Annotated in this window: 23 protein-coding genes; 7 read left to right on the top strand and 16 right to left on the bottom strand. The window is 57.2% G+C overall.

Annotated elements, in window-relative coordinates:
• The first annotated feature begins 91 nt into the window (after positions 1 to 91).
• On the top strand, positions 92 to 523 hold the full coding sequence (locus AB1L30_RS02065; protein WP_367011665.1) for a thioredoxin family protein: 432 nt from the start codon (positions 92 to 94) through the stop codon (positions 521 to 523).
• Positions 524 to 739: 216 nt separating this feature from the next.
• On the opposite strand, the gene AB1L30_RS02060 is transcribed toward AB1L30_RS02065, so the two are convergent.
• Both AB1L30_RS02060 and AB1L30_RS02055 read right to left on the bottom strand, forming a co-directional pair.
• A complete protein-coding gene (locus AB1L30_RS02060) occupies positions 740 to 1,264 on the bottom strand; it encodes a chemotaxis protein CheX (protein WP_367011663.1) in 525 nt (174 codons plus the stop codon).
• 175 nt (positions 1,265 to 1,439) lie between these two features.
• The gene (locus AB1L30_RS02055; protein WP_367011662.1) at positions 1,440 to 3,464 is read right to left on the bottom strand and encodes a sigma 54-interacting transcriptional regulator; all 2,025 of its coding nucleotides are present in this window, start codon (positions 3,462 to 3,464) and stop codon (positions 1,440 to 1,442) included.
• Between the two features lie 503 nt (positions 3,465 to 3,967).
• Between AB1L30_RS02055 and AB1L30_RS02050 the strand changes: the two genes are divergently transcribed.
• Positions 3,968 to 5,329 carry a DUF1598 domain-containing protein gene (locus AB1L30_RS02050; protein WP_367011661.1) on the top strand — a complete coding sequence of 454 codons (1,362 nt, stop codon included), beginning with the start codon at positions 3,968 to 3,970 and terminating at the stop codon, positions 5,327 to 5,329.
• Between the two features lie 73 nt (positions 5,330 to 5,402).
• Here the strand turns inward: AB1L30_RS02050 and AB1L30_RS02045 are convergent, their stop codons facing one another.
• The 3 genes from AB1L30_RS02045 to AB1L30_RS02035 form a co-directional block, all read right to left on the bottom strand.
• The gene (locus AB1L30_RS02045; protein WP_367011660.1) at positions 5,403 to 6,014 is read right to left on the bottom strand and encodes a hypothetical protein; all 612 of its coding nucleotides are present in this window, start codon (positions 6,012 to 6,014) and stop codon (positions 5,403 to 5,405) included.
• Between the two features lie 153 nt (positions 6,015 to 6,167).
• Entirely contained in the window at positions 6,168 to 7,178 is a 1,011-nt protein-coding gene (locus AB1L30_RS02040; protein ID WP_367011659.1) for a hydantoinase/oxoprolinase family protein, read from the bottom strand.
• A gap of 20 nt (positions 7,179 to 7,198) precedes the next feature.
• Positions 7,199 to 8,401, bottom strand: coding sequence for an ATP-grasp domain-containing protein (locus tag AB1L30_RS02035; RefSeq protein ID WP_367011658.1), 1,203 nt, complete (start codon positions 8,399 to 8,401; stop codon positions 7,199 to 7,201).
• A gap of 120 nt (positions 8,402 to 8,521) precedes the next feature.
• Between AB1L30_RS02035 and AB1L30_RS02030 the strand changes: the two genes are divergently transcribed.
• The gene (locus AB1L30_RS02030) at positions 8,522 to 9,514 is read left to right on the top strand and encodes a DUF1559 domain-containing protein (RefSeq protein ID WP_367011657.1); all 993 of its coding nucleotides are present in this window, start codon (positions 8,522 to 8,524) and stop codon (positions 9,512 to 9,514) included.
• A gap of 84 nt (positions 9,515 to 9,598) precedes the next feature.
• The gene (locus AB1L30_RS02025) at positions 9,599 to 9,991 is read left to right on the top strand and encodes a carboxypeptidase-like regulatory domain-containing protein (protein ID WP_367011656.1); all 393 of its coding nucleotides are present in this window, start codon (positions 9,599 to 9,601) and stop codon (positions 9,989 to 9,991) included.
• A gap of 89 nt (positions 9,992 to 10,080) precedes the next feature.
• Here the strand turns inward: AB1L30_RS02025 and AB1L30_RS02020 are convergent, their stop codons facing one another.
• The 7 genes from AB1L30_RS02020 to AB1L30_RS01990 form a co-directional block, all read right to left on the bottom strand.
• Positions 10,081 to 10,401, bottom strand: a complete 321-nt coding sequence (locus AB1L30_RS02020) for a metal-sulfur cluster assembly factor (RefSeq protein WP_367011655.1) — start codon at positions 10,399 to 10,401, stop codon at positions 10,081 to 10,083.
• 15 nt (positions 10,402 to 10,416) lie between these two features.
• On the bottom strand, positions 10,417 to 10,731 hold the full coding sequence (locus tag AB1L30_RS02015) for a non-heme iron oxygenase ferredoxin subunit (protein ID WP_345085453.1): 315 nt from the start codon (positions 10,729 to 10,731) through the stop codon (positions 10,417 to 10,419).
• A 72-nt stretch (positions 10,732 to 10,803) separates the two neighbouring features.
• A complete protein-coding gene (gene sufD / locus AB1L30_RS02010) occupies positions 10,804 to 12,129 on the bottom strand; it encodes a Fe-S cluster assembly protein SufD (protein ID WP_367011653.1) in 1,326 nt (441 codons plus the stop codon).
• Between the two features lie 106 nt (positions 12,130 to 12,235).
• Positions 12,236 to 13,654: a Fe-S cluster assembly protein SufB gene (gene sufB / locus AB1L30_RS02005; RefSeq protein WP_367011652.1), complete on the bottom strand. Its 1,419-nt coding sequence runs from the start codon at positions 13,652 to 13,654 to the stop codon at positions 12,236 to 12,238.
• A gap of 101 nt (positions 13,655 to 13,755) precedes the next feature.
• The gene (gene sufC / locus AB1L30_RS02000; RefSeq protein ID WP_345085462.1) at positions 13,756 to 14,571 is read right to left on the bottom strand and encodes a Fe-S cluster assembly ATPase SufC; all 816 of its coding nucleotides are present in this window, start codon (positions 14,569 to 14,571) and stop codon (positions 13,756 to 13,758) included.
• 63 nt (positions 14,572 to 14,634) lie between these two features.
• Entirely contained in the window at positions 14,635 to 15,234 is a 600-nt protein-coding gene (locus AB1L30_RS01995) for an NADH-quinone oxidoreductase subunit B family protein (protein WP_367011651.1), read from the bottom strand.
• A gap of 1 nt (position 15,235) precedes the next feature.
• Positions 15,236 to 15,916: a winged helix-turn-helix transcriptional regulator gene (locus AB1L30_RS01990; RefSeq protein ID WP_345085468.1), complete on the bottom strand. Its 681-nt coding sequence runs from the start codon at positions 15,914 to 15,916 to the stop codon at positions 15,236 to 15,238.
• A gap of 288 nt (positions 15,917 to 16,204) precedes the next feature.
• On the opposite strand from AB1L30_RS01990, the gene AB1L30_RS01985 reads away from it, so the two are divergent.
• Both AB1L30_RS01985 and AB1L30_RS01980 read left to right on the top strand, forming a co-directional pair.
• A complete protein-coding gene (locus AB1L30_RS01985) occupies positions 16,205 to 18,448 on the top strand; it encodes an alanine/glycine:cation symporter family protein (RefSeq protein ID WP_367011650.1) in 2,244 nt (747 codons plus the stop codon).
• Between the two features lie 74 nt (positions 18,449 to 18,522).
• A complete protein-coding gene (locus tag AB1L30_RS01980) occupies positions 18,523 to 19,140 on the top strand; it encodes a hypothetical protein (protein WP_367011649.1) in 618 nt (205 codons plus the stop codon).
• 18 nt (positions 19,141 to 19,158) lie between these two features.
• Here AB1L30_RS01980 and dusB read toward each other — a convergent pair whose 3' ends face one another.
• The 3 genes from dusB to AB1L30_RS01965 form a co-directional block, all read right to left on the bottom strand.
• Positions 19,159 to 20,190, bottom strand: a complete 1,032-nt coding sequence (gene dusB, locus AB1L30_RS01975) for a tRNA dihydrouridine synthase DusB (protein WP_367011711.1) — start codon at positions 20,188 to 20,190, stop codon at positions 19,159 to 19,161.
• 107 nt (positions 20,191 to 20,297) lie between these two features.
• On the bottom strand, positions 20,298 to 20,912 hold the full coding sequence (locus AB1L30_RS01970; protein WP_367011647.1) for a hypothetical protein: 615 nt from the start codon (positions 20,910 to 20,912) through the stop codon (positions 20,298 to 20,300).
• A 282-nt stretch (positions 20,913 to 21,194) separates the two neighbouring features.
• Positions 21,195 to 21,686: a hypothetical protein gene (locus AB1L30_RS01965; RefSeq protein WP_367011646.1), complete on the bottom strand. Its 492-nt coding sequence runs from the start codon at positions 21,684 to 21,686 to the stop codon at positions 21,195 to 21,197.
• A gap of 128 nt (positions 21,687 to 21,814) precedes the next feature.
• Between AB1L30_RS01965 and queG the strand changes: the two genes are divergently transcribed.
• Complete coding sequence (queG, locus tag AB1L30_RS01960; RefSeq protein WP_367011645.1) at positions 21,815 to 22,942, top strand: tRNA epoxyqueuosine(34) reductase QueG; 1,128 nt, start codon at positions 21,815 to 21,817, stop codon at positions 22,940 to 22,942.
• On the opposite strand, the gene AB1L30_RS01955 is transcribed toward queG, so the two are convergent.
• Positions 22,923 to 23,975 carry a tRNA-dihydrouridine synthase gene (locus AB1L30_RS01955; protein WP_367011644.1) on the bottom strand — a complete coding sequence of 351 codons (1,053 nt, stop codon included), beginning with the start codon at positions 23,973 to 23,975 and terminating at the stop codon, positions 22,923 to 22,925. The two genes, queG and AB1L30_RS01955, sit on opposite strands and share 20 nt — an antisense overlap.
• Positions 23,976 to 24,070 lie beyond the last annotated feature (95 nt).

The raw sequence follows: 24,070 nt of genomic DNA, 5'->3' as shown, positions 1-24,070 counted from the left end.
TCTGGATTATGTGGTCTGTGAATTACCTGTGACCCAGAACGCAGGCCCAACTCGCCCTCCCGGGGCAAAAATTAAGTAAGGAACTTAGTGTATGCTCGGCATTACCCTGGCCATTCTGTTGCAAGTTTCCGCCGTCGGTGACCAACCCGCACAGTACGACGACGCATTCAAGACCGCAATGGAAACCGGCAAACCAATGCTCGTTTTGGTTGGTACCGATTGGTGCCCAGCGTGCGTGACGATGAAGCAATCGATCATGCCACGTCTGAAGCGAGCAGGCCGCTTGAGCGGTGTCGTTTACACGGAAGTCGACGCGGATGCTCAGCCTCGGATTGCACAGCGCATCATGTCAGGCGGTGGCTATCCTCAGTTGGCTTTGTACCGCAAGACGAAGGATGGCTGGCGTCGCCAGATCCTGATCGGCGTCCAGTCGGAATCGACGATCCAGACCATCGTAGAGCGTGCCGTTGCTGCTCAGAAAGAAGACGCTGGCAAGCTGGAAGTGCTGCCCGTTTCGCAGTAACGTTTTCCGTAAGGAAGCGATAATCTCTCAGGCATTCTTCCGCTTCGCCTGAGAGAGGATGGAACCGACGAAGTCCCGCCCAGGAACGGTGTGACAGCAAGGATGCAATTCGTCGTTCTCTCGACAAACCAACCGATTCGCTTGCCCTGATTTTAAGACGACTGGGCGAGCCACTTCTAAGCGAGGTTGGTTGCCTACCGGAAAGTTATTCCGAGTTTACAGTTTCAAAAAGCACATGCTGACCGACAACAATCGATCGTCCAGCATCACCGCCTCTGGATTGTCGTGCTCGAATGTCGCGCTGACGAAGTCCAACCCGCGGGCAAACGCCATCGAGTAGCCTTCGCCGACGATGATCGAAGGCACCGTGATTCCCTGGAACGAGAAGTTCGTCTTGGCCAGTTGCGACTTGATGCCACCACAAATCATGTTGGTGACTTCACCGGCACCATCGACCACCTGGCTGGTGAGCTTGCCGAAGTCTTCTTGCAGCAGGCCTTCAACCACCGAGATCGCCATCACCTCCGACATGTTCACCGTGATGAAGCCCGACACGCGGCCATGCACACCGATGATGCCCGTCACCAGGCCTTTGTCTCGCAAAGGAACCGTCGCGACACCAACACAACGGGCCGACGCACCGCACATCGTTAATGCCTTCTGGACAGAATGAACAACGGCATCAGCCAGAACACTGTTGGCACCCGACAAGTTCGCAAAGGATTCCATGACAGAAGACATAGCGTGCACTCAATTAGGGGATTTTGAAACCCAGAATTAGTCATAAATTGATCACCTAAGTATGGGATAGTGCAGCGCGCACACTTCATGGTCCGCCAAGAACGAGGTACTCTGCAAGACAACCAAACGGTCGCAATCACTACGACCGTTACCATCTGAACGCCAGCAACCGCCGCTAGGCCTCGGCAGGGGGCTGAATATGATAGCGGCGGATCTTTCGATCGAGCGTCGAACGTTCGATCCCCAGGATTCCCGCAGTCCGGCTCTTGTTCCAGCCGGTTGCCCGTAGCGTGGCACCGATGTGCCGTTTTTCCAGATCGGCGAGCGAGAGGGGTTCGTACCCACTCTTCACGGCACTTAGTTCCGCCGTATCGCTGCTGGCGGTCAGGTTCGACAACGCCAGATCGTCCGAACTGATGCGTTCGGTCTGCGAAAGAACCACCGCGCGTTCGATGACATTCTTCATCTCGCGCACGTTGCCAGGCCAACGGTACTTCTTCAAGTCATCGATCGCAGACTGGGTGAACCCCAGGATACGGCGTCCTGTTTCCGCGTTGTATTTTTGCACGAAGTAGGAAGCTAGATCGAGAATGTCTTCCGGCCGCTTTCGCAGGGGAGGCACATTGATTTCCACCACCCGCAATCGGAAGAACAAGTCGCGACGGAAGCGTCCCCGTTCGACTTCTTTCTCCAGGTCGCGATTGGTCGCCGCAGTCACGCGAACATCGACTTGAACCGCTTCGTTCCCACCGACCCGTTCAAAAGGATGGCCTTCCAAAACGCGGAGGAACTTGGCCTGAATCGCTTCGCTCATCTCGCCAATTTCGTCGAGCATCAGCGTTCCGCGATGGGCCGCCTCGAACTTGCCGACCTTGCGATCGGTTGCTCCGGTGAACGCACCTTTCTCGTGGCCGAACAGTTCGCTCTCAAGCAGCGACTCGGTCAGCGCAGCACAGTTCAAACAGACGAACGGCCCTTTCTTGCGAGTGCTCGCGAAGTGTACCGCACGTGCAACCAGTTCTTTACCGACTCCACTTTCGCCGGTGATCAAAATCGTGGCCCGGCTCGGAGCGACGCGGGCAATCTGCTTCTGTACGTCGAGGATCAGCGGACTGCTGCCGACGATATTGCTTTCCGCCCCCAGCTTCTGCCGCAGCTCGTCGATCTCGACCATCGACTGCGAAATGGTCTCGGTCAGTTCCTGCTGGCGTTCCAGGTTTTTCAGTGCGAGGGCAACGTTCTCGGCGACGGCCAAGGTGAACTCAAGGTCTTCCGGATCCGGGATTCTGCCGGCATCGGTCGAGTAAAGATGAATCAGGCCAATGACCTTGCCGTTCTGCCGGATCGGGGCCGCCAAAACACTGGTCGCATGGATATCCCCTTTGCTGTCGCGGCTACCGAAACGGCTGTCGTCGGTGACGTTGCGGGCCAAGACTGCTTCCCCTTCACGGAGCACCGTATTGGCCAGAAAGCGAGAAATGCGATGGTAAACCGGAAGCTTATCGGTTCGAGAGCTGATCAGTTCCAGGTCTTTTTCCGTCGACGGTCCTTTGAACCCACGCGGCAGAAGCAAGACGGCGCCTGAGTCGACCTGGGTGCTCTCGAAGAGACCTTCCAGGGCCAGGTTTGCCACGGCAATGATGTCGGCCTGTTGAGCCAACTCGAAGGCCAATTGGCACAATCGAGCCGCAGCACGACCAACACGCGGTACGACCGAGCCTTCTTTGGCGTCTTCGCGTTCCGGCTTCAAGAATCGGGTCTGCTGCCGGCGGTGGGTGATGTTCGTTGGTTCGGCGATATCCAGTACATGTTCGCTGTCGTATCCAACCATCGTCTGATCGACGGCCGCGTTCGAGTCGAACAAATGACTGCTGCTGGAAGAACCATCGGGGAAAGCGGCAGACAGATCGTTGACGAAGGCGAGTTGGGTGTTGGCGACGCGAATAATATTGCCTGGCGTCAGTGCCTGATCACCACGAATGGGGGAGTCTTCTACAGTGGTCCCATTCCGCGAATCGAGATCACGGATGGTCCATACCCCCTGCGATAGGAAGATTTCTGCGTGATAACGGCTGCAGCGATCATCCTTGATCACAATCTGGTTGGTGGGCGCACGGCCGATCGTCACGTTTTGCCCTTCGACGAGGCGAAAGACATCGGTCCACTTGGAACCTTCTCGAATAATCAAATATGCGATCATTCCGTTTTTTTGCTGACCCGTTTCGCGAAAGTAACACCACCCCTGATATCCAACACCGGTCGTGCCGACGTGTATCGTAATAATACACTTATATGCACATGAAGGTTCGACGCAAAACGGGGGATGGTTAATTTTGCGTCAGTTACGTCGATTTCCCCCGGGCTGGGCGTAGTCGATCGTCCTGGGACATCTAGGTAAGATAGGTATCGGCCATGGTGCCGGACTGATTCCTTTAACCGGTACGATCGGTTGGGGAAGATTGGGAAAACGGGATTCGTGCTGAATCCTTGCAACCAATTCCGAGGCGAACTATTGTAGATTGAATGGAAATCCCAACTTGCGCGGATTTTCTTTCCTTGTCGGACTAGCGGATGTGGGCAATTTCGACCTGCATGCGTTCCTGTCGTTACCCAGCATATCACGTGCTCTTTGTGGGCTTCCCGCGACTTCCTGCATTTGGAACTTCGTGACGCCCCTTCGCGATAAAACCGGAGATCTCTCGAATGAAGGCCCTTTTGCACCTGCGCTTTCGCTTTGCCCTGGTGATGATCCTTGGCGTTGCCATGACCGCGACGCTGGTCCAGGCAGGTCAATTCCTGAACAACAATCGAAACGCCGTGGGTGGTGTCTCGATCAACGTCGATGGTCAGCTCACTTCGGCTCCGCCCGAAGTGAAGCGTCAACTTCGCCAGTTGATGCTCGATTCGATGGAAAAGGTCCCCGGCGACATGACCATGCCGGTCAAGATGCGAAAGGTTTCGCTCCGCGGTCTGAACGACGCCATCAAGGCTTCGGTCCAGAACAATGGCGGCAAGCTGCCAGACGCCGTGAAGTACATGGCGGGTCTGCAGCGAATTGAATATGTCTTCGTCGACGAAGCCAACAACGACGTCGTCATCGCCGGTCCAGCCGAAGGTTGGACGGTTGACGAATCGGGTAACGTCGTCGGTGTGACCACCGGTCGTCCGGTTCTGTTGCTGGACGATTTCATCGTCGCCATGCAAACCACCGAAGAAGCCCGTCGTGGTGGCATCACCTGCTCGATCGATCCAACCGCCGAAGGTCGCCAGAACCTGGACAACTACCTGGCCAGCCTGACCCGTATGGACGCCAGCGTCAAAGATGGTGTCGAACGTGCGATGGGTTCGCAGGTCATCACCATCACCGGTGTGCCCAAGGATAGCCACTTCGCCCGCGTGCTGGTCGCTGCTGACTTCCGCATGAAGCGTATCGCCATGCACCTTGACCCAAGCCCAGTCCGTGGCCTGCCTAGCTACCTCGACATGCTCCCTTCGGCTCGTGCGGTGCAGAACGCCATGCCACGTTGGTGGTTGGCTTGCAACTACCAGCCACTCGCCCAGAGCGAAGACGGCCTCGCCTGGCAGCTGCGTGGTCCTGGGGTGAAGGCCATGACCGAAGACGAAATCGTCGCCGAAGATGGTTCGGTCGCGCAGACCGGCAAGACCAGCGCGATCCCACAGAAGTGGGCTGATGCCATGACCAAGAACTACGAAGAGCTGTCGGCTGAAGACAAGGTCTTCGGCGATCTGCGAAACGTGATGGACATGTGCGTTATCGCCGCTCTGCTGCAGAAAGAACAACTGCTGAAGAAGGCCAACCTGGAACTGGACATGATCCAGAGCGATTCGAGCCCAGTCAAACTGGAAGCCTTCCCAGTGCCAGACACCGTGCCGACTTTCTTCAGTGCCATGAAGAAGGGTCGCCAGTGGGTGATCACCGCTTCGGGCGGCGTCGACATCAACTCGTGGGAAGTCGCCAGCCACAGCGAAAACGTTGCTGGCATGGACAAGCTGCGAACCGAGCAGCTCGCTTCCGCCACGACCAACGTCTGGTGGTGGAACTAACTTCGCTCGACCAGATCTCCGGCAAAGAGAAGGGCCTTCCGATTGGGAGGCCCTTTTTTATTGCGCTCGTCGCTTAAGGTGTGCTTCGCAAGTTCACCCACTGAATCTGCTTCAGAAACGGAACCAGTTGTGGCAGCGTCGGATCGATCGCATCTACTTCTGCCCAGCTTGCTCCCGGCTCACCAGTGGGCCGATCGATCGATTTGCACAGTACCAGTCGCTCGGCGTTGCCATACGCAGCCACAGCAGCCGCGATCGAATCACTCGTCAAACGCCAGTTGGCAGGCAACTTGCCAAATCGATCTTCCAGCTCGGGCACCAGCGTGTGCCAAAGATCGATCACATCCCAAACCTGAATCGAGGACTCTCCCTCGCCGTCATCCGCCGACTGCAAAAGCCTTGCCCGTTGTTCGGCGGGATCGACGACCGGACCACTTTGGCCAAGCAGAGCCGCGACCATGGCGGCCGACATTCGCATCGCATCCAATGCCATGCGGTGGGAACATTCGCCAGGCAGCGAATGGAGTTGATCGACCTGGCGAACCGCGTCGGCGAACAAGCCTCCCCCTGCGATCACGATCACTTGCTGACCGGCGTCGCCGCTGGCGTGCAGTCGCAACAGCCGCTGCTTCAGATCTGGCAGGTCGAAACAACTTCCGCCAAGCTTCCATACGCTGAGTGTCATTCGTCCAGATCCCGCCTCATTCGTTCCAGCGAAACGTGCGTCATCCCTTCTGCGAAAGCGATATCAGCAGGGCAGGGCGCAACGAAAACGCCCAGGCCAAACCATTGCCTGGGCGTCTTTCAAGATATCATTTCTGGGTGGCGCTGGGAGGCGTTAGTCCCACATCTTCTCGGCGAGAATTGCCAAGGCATACGCCGGCGCACAGCGAGCCGCGTTGGCACCGATCAAGTCGGTGAGGTACTCGCGATGGGTCACGACGCCGGCAGCATCCAGGGCCGCTTCGGCGAGGAAATCGCCATGGCCACTGATGACCGTCAACTCGACTTCCATCTTCTGCTCTTCGACCACCTGGCGAATACCGGCCGCGATCTTCTTGACCATAATCGAGTTCAGCTCGCGAGCCATCTCGTTGATTTCGGTCCAAGTCACTTCGTCGCCGTCGGCACAAATCATGCGAGCCAGTCGCGTCTTGGCGAACTCACGCGTGGCCGGACGTCCGTCGGCGGTGCCATGATTTTCCGGCTCTTCGTCGAAAAGCCCCAGGGCCAGCAGCACGTCGATCGACGTGGCAAACCATTCGTTCGCCGTCGGGCAACGCTTGCCGCGGAAGGTGACATGATCGGTGATGCCACAGATCGGAGTTCGCTCGACGCCCAAGTAAACCAGTTCGCCGGCCAACAGACGCTGCACGTCTGACTGCGACTTGCTGGCAACCTGACCGCCCACCACGGGGATGATATCGGTGGTCGTCGAACCAACGTCAACAACCAGGCCGTTCTTGCCTTTGAACCAATGCCCGCCGAAGCTTCCCAAGGCATGCCAGTTGGCGGCTGCGACCGACATCGGATCGAGGATCCCTTCCTCGAGCGTCACCATCTTGCCGGTCACTGTATAGACCTTCACGGGATATTCGGCGAAGACTTCGCGAATGGCGGCCAGTACGAAGCGGACACCTTCCGCCTTCGAGCCAAAGCAGTCGGCCAACTCGGCCGTCATCGTCACCGCGACACGATCGAAGACCGGCGTCATGCCCAGCACATGCTTCAGGTTGACAACCAACTCGTGTTTCTTCTTCCAGATGGCGAAGGGGAACGAGTGGGCAAACCCGTCGCCCGTGGCAATTTTGATATTGGCTCCTCCAATGTCGACGCCCAGAACGGTCATAGACTTCCCGTTTCCTCTAATCAAAGAACCTCAAAATCAACTCGACTGCTTCCCGCATTCGGTTGGTAGGGGCGTCCAGCGACGACATCGAGCATGGCTTGTGCCAGATTGTCTCGAAGATGTCGACGCAGGCCCACATAAGAGCTTGTCAGCCGGGGGTTTAAATCAACCGCGACATCGTTTGTACCCTCGGGACAAAGCCCCAGAATCATATCAAGCCCAACATATCCCCGAAAAGGGGGCAACGTCCTAATTGCTTGTGACATAAGGCGATGCGCTCTCTCATTCATCTCCGAAGGGAGGGGCAACGTACCTCCAAGATATTTGAAATCTTTATCCAACCGCTGAATCGAGGCCGGAAGCAAACTTAAACCGTTATCACTTCCCAGCGCCGAGCAACTAATGGAATCGCCACACATCTTGGGCTGAATGAGAAATGTTTCGTCCTCCCAAAGGGCCGGGTCGATCTCTTTTCCCGCATTCCAAGAAAGAACTCCCTCGGAGCCTGCTCCATCGACCGGTTTGGTGATCACCGGCAGCTCGAGCAGATGACGCCAACTGGCCTGATCGACGATGCGAAAGGTATCGACGGTCGGTACCTTGGCCTCTCGCCACTTCTGAAAGGTGTGCCACTTGTTGCTGGCGATCGCAACGAAATCGGAGCCAGGACTCAGCAAGGCGGCGCCGGCCTGTTCCGCCCAGCGCGTTCGCTCGAGATGTAAGCCTGCAAACTCCGGAGCAATCACAAGGGTCGCGTCCGTCGCCGTGGCGGCCTGATCGAAGGCAGTGCGTTCTTCTTCCGAATCATTCACCACGATCTGATGCGATGCGGCGATATCGAGCGGGCTCAACCGAGCATCGCGAAGCACGGTGACTTCCATCCCTTCAATGGCCGCGAAGTCTGCGACAATCGCGGAGAGCATCACCATTCCTTCGTGCAGCAAAGACCCGCTTGGCTCTGGCGCGCCGTCGATCGCGTGCAAACCACCGCCAGTAATCAGCTCGTAAATGAAAACAGCACCCATGCTGGTTCCTGACATCATGAATCCAAAACCGCAGCCTAGCCGTAGGTTCTCGCGGATAACAGCCCCAGCGGCAGCAAACGCTTTTTGCAGGAAACTCAGATAAACGTCTTGAACAAATTCGCTACAAAATGCATCCCGTTTAGTCGTATCCCTTCGATGTGTTGTTATATTGAGACTGTGGAATCCATTTCCCCACAATGGTTTCCTTCTAGCCACCAAATGGGCAATCCACCTCCCTAATGCCCCCTCATGCTCCCGCGCTTGGCGAAGGATTTCGCCAGATATCTATCGCGTTGTTTATTCCGGAGCACAAATCGTATGCGTCTCAAATCTTCGTTGCGCTCGGCGTTCACTCTCGTCGAATTGTTGGTCGTGATCGCGATCATTGGTGTTTTAATTGCATTGCTTTTGCCTGCCGTTCAACAAGCGCGTGAGGCTGCTCGGCGAATGCAGTGCAGCAACAATCTGAAGCAACTCGGCCTGGCACTGCACAACTATCACGACACCTATCGCAAGCTTCCCTACAATGCCGCGCCCCACCTGGTAGGCAATGAACACGGCCCATCATGGTTCGTGAGGATTCTGCCTTTCATCGAACAGAATGCCGCCTATCAGCAAATTGCCGCGACCAAGTTCTCGGGCGACTGGAAGATGCAAGACGATGCATGTGCGTCGGCCCCCATTTTGAATCAGCTTCGCGTTGATGGCCTGTGGTGTCCTTCGAGTCCGCTGCCGCAAGTCGAAAGCCAGAACACAACGGCCAATGGCACCGTCAGCCTGCAGGTCACCAGCTATGTGGGGATCGAGGGCTCTTACTATCAGGGAGGCACGACCTCGGTCGATTCGACCTTCAATTATTACGAGAATCCGTGGGGATATGGTCGGGCCAGTTTCAACGGGATGATGCTGCCGATCAGCAGCTCGGTCAACGCGATCGGCCTGGAAAGTGCCACCGACGGTACCAGCAACACGATGATCGTGAGCGAGCAGAGCGACTTCTTCATCGACGCTTCGGGCAACAAAGTCGCCAAACGTAGCGGCGGCCATGCCGGGCGTACCTGGAGCAGCGGCTACTCCGCCGATAACTGGGAAGCTAACGTCACCACCATTCGCTACCCGATCGCGGCCTACGGCGGGGCTGGAACGACGGAGAATTACTTCGGCAACATCTCGCTCGTCTCGGCCCATCCTGGTGGAGTCGAAGCCGCTTTGACCGATGGCTCGGTTCGCTTTCTATCGGAAACGATGGACTTCGCCATCTTGAATGGCCTGGCCGACCGGCAGGATGGCAACGTCCTGGGAAGTTTCTAGTTCTTGGGGAATCGCACGACATTCCACGACGCTCAGAATCTAGCCTCAGGAGATTGCGAAATGCGGATGTATCTGAGAAACGCCATGGCGCTCCCATCGCTGGCCCTGGCGTTGTTTCTCGCGGGCTGCTCTGCCAACCAATACGGAGACATGGGTCTGGTCAGCGGAACGGTCACGTTGGATGGCAAGCCGTATCCTAACGCGGAAGTCACTTTTGCTCCGCAGGAAGGAAGACCTTCCAGCGGACTGACCGACGAACAAGGTCGTTACGAATTGCGATACATTCGGACGACCATGGGAGCGGTGCCTGGCGAGCATCGGGTAAGAATCGAAACGACGCCTCCGCTCCGCGATCCTTCTTATCGCGGGCCAGCGTTCAAAGATCCGATTCCGGCCCAATATAACCGGCGATCGGAACTAACGGCGGTCGTAGAGAAGGGCCCGAACTCGATCGATTTCAAGCTGCTCAGCAAATAAAAAAGCACGACGCCATAGCATGGTGTCGTGCTGATTGGTGGCCCCGTCGCAGTAAGATCGCGCCAGGGGCTTGAGTCGTCGTCGACTGTTTAGAAGATTCCAAGCTGATCGCGGGCATCTTCGGTCATGCGGTCCGGCGTCCAAGGAGGATCCATCACGATCTTCACTTCGACTTCCCCGACCCCTTCCATCTGCCCGACGAACTGCTTGGCACTGCCGACCAGTTGCGGACCGGCCGGACAGGCGGGGCTGGTCATCGTCATGTCGATCAGGACCTTCTTGCCCTCCGACTCTTCCATCTCGGCGAAGTCGACGTTGTAGATCAACCCGAGATCGACAATGTTTACGAACAGTTCAGGGTCGATCACGTTCTTCAGTTGTTCGCGGACGCTATCTTCAGAAAGTTCCATGCGCTGGGTTCCTTCTCAATCAACGAGGCGAACGTAAATGTCGTCGCCTTCAATCTTTGCTTCGTGGACTTGCGTCGGCTGAGTGGCCGGCATCATGGTGGCTTTGCCCGTTTTGATATCAAACCGGGCTCCATGCCGAGGACATTCGATCTCGTTTCCTAACAATTCACCCTCTCCGAGTGGCCCGTCGTCGTGCGTGCAAACATCGTCCAGGCAGAAGACCTGCCCGCCGGCATGAATGACGATCACAAATCGATCGTCCACTTCGTAAACGTTCTTACCAGGATCGGGGATTTCGCTTAAAGCGGCAACTCGCACAAAGTCGGACATTCGCGGGATCATCTCGCAGGGGAGGGTGGTTGTTCGTCAAATACCGGGCTGGCAACAAGCGGGACCGAGCGTTTATTCGTATTCACGAACACGGGTGGCAATCGCGTGCCCCAACGCCTCGCGGACCGTTTCCAGGGTGATACGATCGAACACCTGTTGGAAGAAGCCGGTCACAATCATGCGGGTTGCTTCTTTGCGGGTGAAGCCACGAGCCATCGCGTAGAAGACCTGTTCTTCGTCAACGCGGCCGGTGGTGGCACCATGCGTGCAGCGAACGTCGTCCGCTTCGATTTCCAGTCCAGGAATCGAGTCGGCTCGGCTATGCTCGGTCAGCAGCAAGTTGTCGATACGCTGGTAGCCGTCGGTCTTCTGAGCCCCTGGGGCGACCTTAATCATGCCACGCCAAACCGTACGCGACTGATCTTGCAGAGCAGCCTTGTATAGGAAGTTGCTGGTACAGCTTGGTGCCCGGTGGTACTGCTGCGTGTGATACGAAAGGTGCTGTTTGCCTTCGGTGAAAAGCACGCCGTTCACTTCGCAGTGAGCCCCTGGCTTGTCGAGGGCAACGTGCTGGTTGACCTTCGAGAGGCGGCTGCCCAGTGCGCCGAGCGTCCAGAACAAGTTGGCATCGCGACCAACACATCCCTTTTGCTGGGCAAAGTGCCAGACCTTCTCGCCCCAGTTCTGCAGATTCACGAATCGCAGATTGGCACGATCACCAACAATCACTTCGATCGCACCGCAGTGCATGCCGGGCTTTTCGTCGTCGAGCGAAGCCGACTCGGTCAGCACGGTGGCCTGGGCACCTTCTTCCAGCACGATCAGCGTATGAGCCAGATCGACGCCGTTATCTCCCAGCAAGTTGAGGAAGTGCAGCGGCTGCTCGACGATCACGTTGCGGGGCACGTACAAAAACATGCCGTTGCTGAAGAAGGCAGCATGCAGAGCACTGAACTTGTCGAAGTTCGGGTCGAATTCGCCCTGGAACAAGTACTTCTGAACCAGGTCTCCATGTTCGGCGAGTACCGATTCGAAGTCCCCAAAGATGACGCCCTGGGCTTTCAGTTCTTCGCTGAGCGAGCTGACCGCCGTCTTCCCATTGAGCGAGACGACTTGGCCGCCGATGTCGACGCCTTCCGCCAGCAAACCACGCGTCAACGAAGCCGGATCGATCGGAGCGTCCAGGTTCGGCGGATTGAACTTCTTCAGCTGGAAGCCGCGGATGTCGGTTCGCATCCACTCTTCTTCCTTGCGAGTCGGCCAATCCATTCCCTCGAATGTTTCGAAGGCTTCCTGGCGGAGATTGACAAGCCATTCAGGCTCGCCGAGTTTTTTGACGTACTGGTTGAAGGCCTCGGCATCCCAGTTTTCGATCGAGGCAGCGGTTCCCACGCTCATGATTTCGCTATGTTTGGTTCTTATGTCGGTCAAAGAAAAAGGGCCAAGCACGCCTGCTTGATTCGACGCGGCTTGGCCAAGGTTCCCAAGGGGAATGTACGGTGGCTTAGCCGACCGAACCTTCCATTTGCAGCTCGATCAGCCGATTCAATTCCAGGGCATATTCCATCGGCAGCTCTTTGACCAGCGGTTCGATGAAACCGTTGACGATCATCGTGCTGGCTTCCGCTTCGGTCAAACCGCGGCTCATCAGGTAGAAGAGCTGCTCTTCGCCGATTCGCGAAACACTGGCTTCGTGACCGATGGCCACGTCAGGTTCCATGATTTCGATATATGGATAGGTGTCGGTCTGGCTTTCCGGATCGAGAATCAAGGCATCGCACACGACGCTGCACTTGGTGTTCTTGGCACCTTCTTCGACACGCACCAGACCGCGATAGCTACCGCGACCACCATCCTTCGAGATCGATTTCGAGATGATCTGACCCGAAGTGTTCGGAGCACAGTGAACCAACTTGGCACCGGTGTCCTGGTGCTGATGCTTGCCGGCAAACGCGATCGAGAGGATCTCGCCACGAGCGCCCGGCTCCATCAGGTAAACAGCCGGGTACTTCATCGTCAGGTGGCTGCCGAGGTTACCGTCGACCCATTCCATGGTGGCGTCGGCGTAGGCCATGGCCCGCTTGGTCACCAGGTTGAAGATGTTGTTCGCCCAGTTCTGGATGGTGCTGTAACGGCAACGCGAACCCTTCTTGCAGATCACTTCGACCACGGCCGAGTGCAAGCTTTCCGACGAGTACATCGGAGCGGTGCAACCTTCGACGTAGTGAATCTTCGCCCCTTCATCGACGATGATCAGAGTACGCTCGAACTGCCCCATGCTTTCTTCGTTGATACGGAAGTAAGTCTGCAGTGGGAATTCGATCTGCACGCCTGGTGGCACGTAGATGAACGAACCGCCCGACCAGACCGCCGAGTTGAGTGCGGCGAACTTGTTGTCGTGGGCAGGAATGACGGTGCCGAAGTATTCCTTCAGCAGGTCTTCGTGTTCACGTAAAGCCGTGTCGGTGTCGGTGAAGATCACACCCTTCTGGGCGAGGTCTTCCTGCAGCGAGCCGTAAACGACTTCGCTTTCAAACTGAGCCTTCACACCGGCGAGGAACTGACGTTCCGCTTCCGGAATACCGAGCTTCTCGAAGGTTTCTTTGATCTCAGCCGGCACGTCGTCCCAGGTCTTACCCTGCTTCTCGGTCGGCTTCAGGTAATAGTAGATGTCCTGAAAATCGAGATCGATGTCGCCGCCCCATTCAGGCATTGGCTTCGAGTTGAAGATCTCGAGCGATTCCAGACGGAACTTACGCATCCAATCTGGTTCGTTCTTGATGTCCGAGATCTGATTCACCACCTCGGCGTTGAGCCCCTTCTTCGCCTTGAAGACGCCTTTGCTATTCGTGCGGAAATCATACTTGTTGATTTCGCCGATCGGGCTTTCCGCAGGCGGGGTGGCGGTAATATCGGTGGCCATTATCTCTCCAAACTTTTGAAATTCGTCGGTGGCAACTAGCAGGGTCGTTCGCGTGTATGCCTGGTCGCAGTTTCAGGCAGCGAACGTTCGCGTTGCTTTGACTAAACCGTTTGTTCTTCGTCTTGCATCTCGCGTTCCATGGCGGCCGCTTCCGGGTACGCCTCGCGGATGCGCTGATAACCGTTGGCATGCAGTTCGTGAGCCAGCTCGACGCTGCCACTTTCTACAATGCGTCCACCTAGCATCACGTGAGCGTGCGATGGTGGATTGTGTTCCAACAGCTTGTCGTGGTGCGTGATGATCAGAAGGCCCATTTCGGCACCACCGATCTGAGCGATACTTTGGCTGGCCAAACGCACGGCGTCGGCATCCAGACCGCTATCGGTTTCGTCCAGGATGGCGAACTTTGGCTGCAGCATGGCAAGCTGCAGAATCTCGGCACGCTTCATTTCGCCCCCCGAGAAGCCTTCGTTGACATAACGCTTGGCGAACTCGGTATCCATCTGCAGTTGCTTCATCTTGTCGACGATTTCGCGACGGAATTCCCGCATCGGAATCAGGTCTTCGCCTTCTTTCCGTTCTGGGTTCCGCACGTTGGTCGTGGCATGTCGCAGGAAGTCGGCCATGCGAACGCCCGGGATCGAAATCGGACGCTGGAAAGCCATGAACAAACCAAGTCGGGCTCGTTCGTCAGCTTCCATTTCGGTGACATCGACATCGTTCACCAGGATGCGACCTTCGGTCACTTCGTACTTGGGATGGCCCATGATGGCGAAGCCCAGGGTGCTTTTGCCCGAGCCGTTCGGCCCCATCAAAGCGTGGGTTTCTCCGCGGCGGAGCTCCAGGTTCACCCCATTGAGGATCGGCTTACCTTCCACCGAAACGTGTAAATTCTCAATCTTCAATACGTCGGACATTACGTGACTATCGCTTCTACGAAATCTCAACGGATGCAACGCCGGGAGGGCGTCAGGAATGTTCTATTTGCCAGTCAGCTTCTGGTGCTGCGTTAGCGGGTTTTCAGCTCCGGTTGTTTCGACATAACCGGAATGGTGTGGCACCGGCAACTCGTCGTCGACGCGTACGCCGCCACGACGATTCATGCGATGGCCACGAATCTTGTCCTGAATCCGCATCAGGCCTTCCAGCAGGGCCTCAGGACGCGGAGGGCAACCAGGAACATAGACATCGACTGGCACCACCAGGTCGACACCCTTTACCACGTGATAGCCGTACTTGAAGTAAGGACCACCACCCACGGTGCAGGCACCCATGGCAATGACATACTTCGGATCCGGCATCATGTTGTAAAGCCGTCGGACGCGGCTGGCCATTTTGTACGTTACGGTCCCAGCCACAATCATCAGGTCTGCCTGACGAGGCGACGCCCGGAACGCACCCGCTCCGAAACGGTCGACGTCATAACGACTTGCCCCGACCGCCATCATCTCGATCGCACAGCAGGCCAGGCCAAACGTCATCGGCCAGATGCTTGCCTGCTGTCCCCAGTTGATGGCTTGTTCGATGGTCGTCGTGATGACGTTCTCTTCAAACCGACCTTCAATCCATGGCTTGGTCATGTCACACACTCTCCGTATCCGAGCCAAGCTGCGTCAGCTCGTAAGTGCAACAACTTTCGCCGTCTAAACGGCAATGACTGAGCGTCATGTTCTGACCGAGTAGCTCGGCGAACATCGCTTTCTCGAGAGCACAAACCGCACGGTCTTGCTCTGCCAGGTCAGGGTAGGGGCATGCCAAGACGTTCAAGACTGGCTTACCTTCCTCACCCGGCTCGTATTCCAAAGGGATTTGTCGACCGAGGAACAATGCCATCAGCTCGCGGATGCGTTGTTCGGCATCTTCCCCACGCACTTCACTGGCGTACATCTCGACCAATCGCTTGGCGATTCGCGAGATCAAGCCACGCTTGACGTCGGGATCTTCGATCGAGCGGATTTCATCCCACAGGGCCATCGCCAGATCGGCATAATTAGCCCCGGCTTTCCGCTCTCCCTTGGTCGTCAGACGGTACTTGTGCGTCGGTCTGCCCCGTCCGGCTTTGGATGCCAGCCGCTCGACGTACCCTTGGCCCATCAGACGATTAAGTCGTTGGCGAACAGCGGTTGCCGTGACATCCATTGCCTCGGCCATTTCAGCCGTGGTCAGGGATGGCGTCTTTCGCAAAAGATCCAACACGACCAAATCGGTCGGAAAGACCTCGTTGGCCCAGCGTGTTTCATTTTGCGCGGAATTGCTGTTCATTGATTAAAATCAGGGTGGCACGACTGGCAATCTGCTAGCCACGTCGCTAAGTTGTGTCAGTACACTAATGTTAGGGATTATCGCATTTTTGACAAGTATATATTCGTTAATTAGCGATTCCCTGACAGAGGAAGCCGTAACCTGTTTCAGCAAAACGCTTTAGAATCTACGGCAGCAACACCACCCTAATCGCCCCAGCTCATCCAATTTGGAACGATTTTTTGATTCAACCGATCCTTGAGGCAGCCCCAGTCTCGTGCAGGAAAGTTGACAACTTGGGAAGTTTGCATGATCGCAACTCGTAGGGCCTTTCCGTGGTCCATTATTGCCCTCTTTTTCCTGGTAATGAGCCTGACCACCGTCGTGTTGGTGGGTCAGGACAGTCAGCCTGCTGAAACATCTGCCGAAGAAACCACGACCGAGAATCAACCTTCCGGTCCCGCGGCGTATCCTCCCCCGGTCAAGCTGGAAGATCAGGAACCGGTTCCGCTGACCCAGCGTGTCGACAACATCTTCGGCTGGATAGTCGGCAAGATGCAGGCGACCCTCTTTTACGAAGTCATCCCGGAAAAACGCCAATACGCCCAGGAATCGCACGTTCTGTATTACGTGCGTCCGCGTGGCAGCAAGGGTCCCTTCGTCATTGCCGAGAACAGCAAGCTTCGCAAACCAGCCGATATGCCGGACGAAGTAAGCCCAACCGAGGCAATGGCCTGGGCAGAAACGGGTAAAGTGGTCGGCTCGGCCAATCCAGACATTCCTTACCGGCTCGGCATTTTGCAGCACACTGAAGCTGACGGAGAGGTTGAATCGGAAGACGTCCAGTATCTGAAGTACGTCATCAACGACTCGACGAAGTACGTCCGCATTCCCGGCACCAAGGGAGAAGAGGCGACGTTCCGACCTGTTTTGAAGGTTCGGACCGCGCTCAGCACCAATCCAGACGACTGGAAGACGCCACAACAGATCCGCGAAATGGCCATGGCAGGCGAGTTGAAGCTCGACTTCGCTTCCAACGGTGACGAAACCCCGTACCTGTTCACCGAATACATCGGCGGCGTGCCGCTGGTGGTGATCTGGCTGTCAGGCGGGGCGGTCTTCTTCACCTTCTACTTCTTGTTCGTCAACTTCTGGGGCGTGCCGCATGCCATCAACGTGGTTCGCGGTACCTATGACGATCCCGCCGAGCCAGGCGAAGTGACTCACTTCCAGGCCTTGGCTTCCGCCTTGTCCGCCACGGTCGGCCTGGGGAACATCGCAGGCGTTACCGTCGCGATGACCGAAGGGGGACCAGGGGCGTTCTTCTGGATGATCTTGTGCGGCTTCTTCGGGATGACCAGCAAGTTCATCGAGTGCACCCTCGGTCAGATGTACCGTGAAGTGAAGCCCGACGGCACCGTCCAGGGCGGTCCGATGAACTACCTCGTGAATGCCTTCGACCAGTTCGGTTTGAAGCCGGTTGGTGTGATTTTCTCGGTGATTTTCGCGATCATGTGCGTCATGGCCAGCTTCGGCGGTGGCAACATGTTCCAGGGAAATCAGGCCGCGTCGCAGGTTCTGAAGATGGTTCCCAACTCGAGTGCTGAACAGCTCTCGGTGGTGCAAACCAAGCTTCAAGAGGCCGCCGCTGCGGACGATCTCGATAGCCTGCCCGAGCTGATGGCGGAACGCACCCGCCTGCAGAAAGAAGTCGACGACTTCGGCACCAACTTCAAGGTTGGCTTCGGGCTGGTAATGGCCGTGCTGGTTGGCCTGGTGATCATCGGCGGTATCAAACGCATCGGTGCCGCGGCGAGCAAGATCGTGCCGACCATGTGCGTCATGTACATGCTCGCGTGTCTCTACATCATCTTCACGAACTTCACGCAGATCCCGGACCTGGTTTCGATGATCTTCACCGAGGCCTTCAATCCGCACGCCGTGCGAGGCGGGATCTTGGGCGTGATCGTGCTGGGTGTTCGCCGAGCTGCGTTCAGCAATGAAGCTGGTGTCGGTAGTGCCGCCATTGCCCACAGTGCCGCGAAGACCGACGAACCTGTCCGCGAAGGTTTCGTCGCGCTGCTGGAACCGTTTATCGATACCATCGTGGTTTGCTCGATGACCGCGTTGGTGATCTTGATCACCGGTGCCTGGGACAACCATACCTGGGTCTACGAGAAGGGGTACCAAGGGGTTGAGCTGACCTCGGAAGCATTCCAAAGCCAGATCTCCTGGTTCCCATGGGTGCTGACCCTGGCGGTGGTGCTGTTCGCTTTCTCGACGATCATTTCGTGGAGCTACTACGGCGAACGGGCCTGGGAACGGCTCTTCGGTGCCCGCAGCGTGGTGCTCTATAAGATCATCTTTATCGTGGCTGTTTTCCTCGGACCGATCTTCACGATGAACAACGTGCTTGATTTTTCCGACTTCATGATCCTCTCGATGGCCTTCCCTAACATTATGGGATGCCTACTCTTAGCACCAACGGTCAAGCGAGCGGTGAACGAATACTGGAGAAAATATAAGGCTGGGGAGTTCAAGAAATTCCACTAGTCGGCGAATGACTTCCCAAGCGGGAGATCCGTACCGATCTCCCGCTGTTCCCCCCGGAAAAAGGAAGCCGTCCGATGTGTTCTCATCCGCAAAACCATTCGTCCCAATGCCACCACTATCAAAAGCCCAAAGCCAACGTGCTGGGGGCCTGGGGCTTTGGGATTTCGTTGTTTGGGCTGATCGCTACGTTCGGCCTGCTCTGCCCGCTGGGCCTGCTGCTTAGCTTTCTAGGGCTGTTCTCGCGTCGCCGCGGTATGGCCATCGCCGGTCTGATTATTGGCGGCGTGGGTACGATGATCGTTGCCGTCGGTGTCGGTTCGATCGCCATGGCAGCCTCGGCGGCCCACTACTACAGCGTCAAAGCCCCTAAGATCGCGAAAACGCAGCAGATTTTGGATCATGCCTGCGTTGTGGTCGAATCGTACCGTCAAGAGAACGGCCAGCTTCCCGAAGGGATCGAAGGGAACAAGCTGGTGATCGAAATCGAAGACGCGTTTGGCAACGCCGTTCGCTACGAGCCAGAAGATGGCAACCAGTTTGCCATTCGCAGTGCCGGTCCTGATGGCGACTTCGATACGCCCGACGACATTCGCATGCTTAGTTCGCAGCGAGGCTTGGCCGAGCCGATCGAAACGCACGAGACTTTCCATCGTCATGCCAGTTGGAGCTGCCAACGGACATGCCACTGGTAATCGACAGCCCGATCGGACTTAGACCGGCAACGGGACCGGGCTGATCGGGAAGTGCTTCTCGACGACTTCATAGAACTCGGCCGGCGTTGAAACATTGCCGACGGCCGAACGGAAATGGCGTGCCCCTGGCTTGGCCTGGGCATAGCAGCAAGCGAACTTCCGCATCAGCAGCGTTCCCTTGCTCGGACCGAAGCGGTCGACCACCAGGTCGTAATGCCGCAGCATGCAATCGCGCTGCTCGACCAATGTCGGTTCGGCCGGAATTGGTCGGCCCTGGATCGCGGCAGCGGCCTGGGCAAAGAGCCACGGGCGACCGAGGCACGCCCGAGCGATCATCACGCCGTCGACATTGTAGTCGCGGAAGGCACGATAAACCTTCTCGGCCGAATCGAGGTCGCCGTTGCCAATCAGAGGGATCTTCTTCAGATACGATTTGATCTCTGAGATCCGCTCCCAGTCGGCTTCCCCTTTGAAGTACTGCTCTGCCACGCGGCCATGAACGGTAAGGGCGGAAGCGCCACTCTCTTCGACGACCTGGGCAATTTCGTTGGCGTTGATCGTGTTCTCGCTGCAGCCCAAGCGAATCTTGGCGGTCACCGGAGTCGGGGCACATGCTTCTACCAGTCGCGAGATAATCTGCCCCATTCGATCGGGCACCCGCAACAGGTAAGACCCGCTGTGGGCCTTCTCAGTGACTTGCTTGACCGGGCAGCCGAAGTTGATGTCGACGACGCTGACCTGGAACTCTTCGACCAGACGACGGCCAACCTTCGCCATCACGTCGGGCTGATTGTCCCAGATTTGAACGGCCAACGGACGAGGCTCGTCTTCGACACCCCACAAGCGATCGGGGAATTCGGCTTCGTTCTCGTCCAGCCAATGGAACCCACGGGCATTGACCATTTCTGTCGCCAAAAGGCCGACACCGCCGTATTCGCGAACGATCTGACGGAAGGCAAAGTTGGTGAAACCAGCCATCGGCGCTTGCAGAATCGGCGGATCGATAACGAGATCGCCAATGCGCAGAGGAGGAACCTTCAGGTCGGTCATCGTCGGCTGATCGCCGGCTTGTGCGGGGTTTTGCAGTGTATCCATGGGCTCCATGGTTTCCCGTACGACCGAAATCGTCAAGTGGCAATCGGCAAGCTTATCCCCAGTTAGGGGATACGGCTTGGCGTCGGCTGGCTGACAGTCGTGCTTCCGCTGGTCATCGCCGGATTGGTCGCCCAACCGGCGTTGCTCGGCAAAGTCGAGGTCGCTGGCGGGGCAATCGGCGTCGAGATAGGCTCGGCGGTGGTCGAAACCTCGTTCACACGCATGCCACGCAGATAGGGATTCGAGTCCTCTGATGTCACGCCAACATTGCCATTGGTCGTCGCTTGAACCGACGGAGTGGTCGCCGAAGAACTGCTGACCGCCTCGGTATGTGTCGCTTGAACCACCCCGCCGGTCGTTCCTCCGCTTTGGCTAACGCTCTGCCACTGCCCCTGTTGATAGGACGATGGCCCGGTCGGAGCCGGATAGGTGTTCGCAGGCGGGCTGAATTGCGCCGGAGCATTCTGCTGAGGATAGCCACCGTTGAGCGTCGGAGCCGTATTGGCGGCTGGTCCCTGGTAATAAGGGGCGGTCTGCGCAGGCTGCCCGTAGGTCTGCGTACCGGGAGGTGGCAACCGCTGCGGACCATAGACCGCGAACGGATTCACCTGCGATTGCCGATTCTGGCAGCCGACAAACAAAAGCAGCAACACACTTGCTGTAACGAGGCTTCTCATGGGAAATCCTTTTCCGGATACAGCCTTCTTCGCCGGCCAATGCCAAGCAGAACGGCTATCCTCCCGAAATCGATAGATCGTGCCCGTCACGCTCGCTTTGGCGGACGGCGGGGGGAAGTTACCAAAGACTGCTAGCCAGCGACAAGACGAATCGGGGAAACGAATCAAGAATCTCTCAAGTTCCCGCCACCCTTTGCCGCAACCAAGCCGACCAAGAAATAAGAACGCCCCGCTAGCGAGGCCGCTGGCAGGGCGTAAGACGTCTTGTTGGCCGGCAATCGCTTAGGAAGCGTTGTGCACGACTTGTGGCTGATGCGAGAGTTCCGAGCCCTTCGCATCGATAACCTTGGTGACTGGCTGCTCTTCGGCGGCTGGGGCCTCCGCGGTTTCTTCCGCTTCGTAATACGGATTGATCACCATCTTGGGCTCTGGAGCCGAGTACGAGCCGCCACTGACGCTGGCACTTGCCGACGAGCCGGAGCTGATCGCCGAGATCGCGTAGGGGCTCACGCCGTAAGGAACAGCGACGTTGTGCGAGTAATACACCGGGGGGTGCAGTGCATAGTACGGAGGAACCGGAATGTAGCCGAGCGAACGGTTCACATTGAACGGTCCCCAGCCCCAATTCCCGCCGTAGCCCATGCCGCCGTTGTTACCAAAGGCAACCGATGAAGTACGATGGACGATGATGTTGCCGTCCGCCATCGCCTCGCGAGCCGAAAACAAGCCTGCGGAGATCGCCGCAGCCAACAACACCAAAAATACCTTGCGCATCTCAGAACACCTTGCGTAACCATACTGTCGAACCCCTCCTTGGTGATTCAGTCCCTATAATCTCACCCTAATTACGCTTCCGAACGAACGCAAATTCATTTGCCGCTTTTGTACACGTGTCAGCTTCGATGGATGATTTAACCTCGTTGATCCGTCAGGAGGCCTATCAGATAGGCTTCTCCGCGGTGGGGGTCTGCCCAGCCGTGACGCCGACGGGGCTGCATAGATTTCACGAGTGGCTCGACGCCGGTTACGCCGGTGAAATGCAGTATCTGGAAGAACGCCGCGAAGCGTATTCCCACCCGAGCTACGTACTGGATGGGGCCCAAAGCATTGTCATGCTGGCCCTCAACTACAAAAGCGAAGCGATCCCGCCCTTGGCAGCCGGGCAGGGTAGGGTATCGCGGTATGCCTTTGGCGAACTCGATTATCACGACTGGATTCATGCCCGCCTCAAGCAGTTGAAACGAGCCATCGCCGAGTGGGCGCCCGAGGCCCAGATTCGTGGCGTGGTCGATACGGCGCCCCTGTTGGAACGGGAGTTCGCGCAACAGGCAGGGCTTGGTTGGTTCGGCAAGAACACGATGCTGCTCAACAAGCAACTTGGCAGTTTGTTCTTTCTCGCCGCGATCTTGATCGACCAGCCACTGACCTACGACGAGCCATTCAACGCCAGTCACTGCGGAACGTGTACGGCCTGCCTCGATGCATGTCCGACCGATGCGTTTGTTGGCCCAGGACAACTCGATGCGACACGCTGCATCTCGTATTTGACGATCGAGCTTCGCGACGAAATCCCGGCCGATCTGCGGCCCGGGATGCGCGACTGGGTGTTCGGCTGTGATGTCTGCCAGGACGTTTGCCCATGGAACAACAAGTCGCCGGTCTCGACGCACGACGCGTTCTTTCCGGCAAGCGATCGGGCACCGCTCGAACTGCGCAGCTTGTTCACGATGACCGAAGAACACTTTCGCGAACGCTTTCGCAAAACGCCGCTCTGGCGAACGCGTCGCCGAGGTGTTTTACGCAACGCCGCGATCGTGCTCGGTAATCAGCCGCACGAAGACAATCTGCCCGCACTTCAGTTGGGACTAACCGACGAAGAATGGCTTGTCCGGGGAGCTTCCGCGTGGGCGTTAGGCCAGCACGATTTTCCCCAGGTTCCGCGAACGCTGAAGGAACGTTTACCCGTCGAGCCGCACGACAATGTTCAGGCAGAACTGAAGCGTGCGATCGCTAACCTGCCGAGCAGTTGACCTGGCCGTTGTGAATTTCGGCCGAGAGATATTTCCCTGGCTGATCTTCGCTGTAGAACTCTTCGCGAAGAGCCAACCAGTCCGCCATCTCTCGAATGCGAACGAAGCGGGCTCGCAGTTCTTCCATCTGCGGATGCAGGAACGAATACTTCACGCCGAACTTGCGGAAGTTGGTCATCGCCTTCGCTTCGCCATACAGTTCGACGACTAATCGCAGATGTTCGTCGATGATTTCCAACTGCTCGAACGTGGTCGGTGGCGGCGGCAACGGTTCGCCCGCGGCCAGCGCCCGGGCTTGCTGGAAGATCCACGGATTGCCGATCGCCCCACGAGCGACCGTCACGCCATCGACGCCGGTCTGATTCATCATGTCGAAGCAGTCCTGAGCCGAGAACAAGTCACCGCTTCCCAGGATGGTCTTGTCGCCGACGTGCCGTTTGACTTCCGAGAGGAATTCCCACCGGCTTGGGCCAATGTAGCGCTGCTGCACGGTGCGACCATGCACGGTGATCGCGTCGACGCCGATCTCGAAGGCCCCGTCCAGGATCTCGAAGAACTTGTCGCGGCTCTCTTGGGTGTCGTCGATCCCGCGACGCATTTTGACCGTCAGTGGCATATCCGCAGGAACGACATCGCGCGTGCGACGGACGATATCCAAGGCCACCTCTGGCTGACTCAAGTGAAAGCCGCCACGGCACCGCCCCAGCACCTTTTTGACCGGACAGCCGAAGTTGATATCGATCACGTCGAAACCCGCTTCGACCAGACGTGCCGCCCCCGCAGCGAACTGCTCGGGCTCGGCCCCCATCAATTGTCCACCTACGGGGTGCTCTTCATCGGCGATCGCCAGGAAGTGCTTGTTCTTTTTGCGATCGTTCAGCTCGACCAGGAACTTGTCGAGCATCACCTCACAGATTGTGTAAGGGGCCCCCATGCGGCGGGCAATCACCCGCATCGACATATCGCTGTAGCCTGAGAGAGCGGCCTGAACCAGCGGAAAATCGAGCTCTAAATTGCCAAGTCGTAGGGGCATGGATCGAGAAAACCTCAGATTCTATTAGTTCTGTCGCAATTTCAACCCAGAATAACCACATCCGCTTGCGTGAAAAGTGCGACTTCCCACGGGAA

The sequence above is a fragment of the Bremerella sp. JC817 genome, from assembly GCF_040718835.1.
GTDB lineage: Bacteria > Planctomycetota > Planctomycetia > Pirellulales > Pirellulaceae > Bremerella.
The sequence above is the reverse complement of the archived record's forward strand: the minus strand, read 5'-3'. Positions and strand labels throughout refer to the sequence as shown.